This window comes from Streptomyces sp. NPDC059567, assembly GCF_042735655.1.
In the GTDB taxonomy this organism is placed as follows: domain Bacteria; phylum Actinomycetota; class Actinomycetes; order Streptomycetales; family Streptomycetaceae; genus Streptomyces.
On record NZ_JBHWBS010000036.1, the window covers coordinates 6,226 to 7,120 of the forward strand.

At 69.9% G+C, this 895-nt stretch carries 1 protein-coding gene; it reads right to left on the bottom strand.

Translation table 11 applies throughout. The features are described 5' to 3' along the window. Nucleotides 1-176: 176 nt before the first annotated feature. Complete coding sequence (locus ACFVZW_RS18050) at nt 177-596, bottom strand: Fur family transcriptional regulator (protein ID WP_361850624.1); 420 nt, start codon at nt 594-596, stop codon at nt 177-179. Nucleotides 597-895: the final 299 nt, after the last annotated feature.

An 895-nucleotide genomic window follows, 5' to 3' on the forward strand; every position in this document is an offset into this window, starting at 1 on the left:
CGGGGGGGTAAAATCCCCCCGGGGGCGGTGTTAAAATCGTGGCCCCCGCTACACGGTCGAAGGGCTCGCCCGGGTCCATTTCGGGGCTCCCGGCCATTCGTCGTTCCCGCCCCCGCGCAGGGGTACGGAAAAGCCCCCACCGTCCGGTGGGGGCTTTGTCGTCAGAGGCCGTCGGCTCAGGCCGTGGCGGCGCAGTTCGGGCAGATGCCGCGGTACGTGACCTCGACGCCCGAGATCGTGAAGCCGAAACGCTCCGTGTCCGGGAGATCCGCCAGCGGGTTGCCGGAGGGGTGGACGTCGCGGATGGCGCCGCAACGCCCGCAGACCAGGTGCTGGTGCGGGCGGTGGGCGTTCGGGTCGTACCGCTTGGCGCGGCCGTCCGTCGCCACTTCCATGACCTCGCCGAGCGTGACCATCTCGCCCAGCGTGTTGTAGACGGTCGCCCGGGAGATCTCGGGCAGTCGCTCCACGGCACGGGCATGGACCTCGTCGGCGGTCAGATGCACATGATCTCCGTCGAGGACCTCGGCCACGACGCGCCGCTGCGCGGTCATTCGCCAGCCGCGGCCGCGCAGTCGTTCCAACAGGTCACTCATGAGGACCAGACTAACAGTGGCGGCATCAGGGTCCCGAACGGGTGTGACTTTGGAAGTCTGCTTGACTTGGACATTGTCCATTGTAGGATCGAGTCGGCATTGGCCGAGAGGCTGAGGCCGTCGATGACTTCGACAAGCGGCTCGACGCCGCCGTCCAGGCCCTGCGCGGCCGAGGGTGCTTGTCGTGGCGAAGGGGCGGGGGGGGGGGCGGGGCGTGGGGAGGGGGGCGGGGGGGGCGCGCCCGGCCAACCCGCCAGACGCCCTTCAGGTCGTCGGTGGCCGTCCGCACGATGTGGACC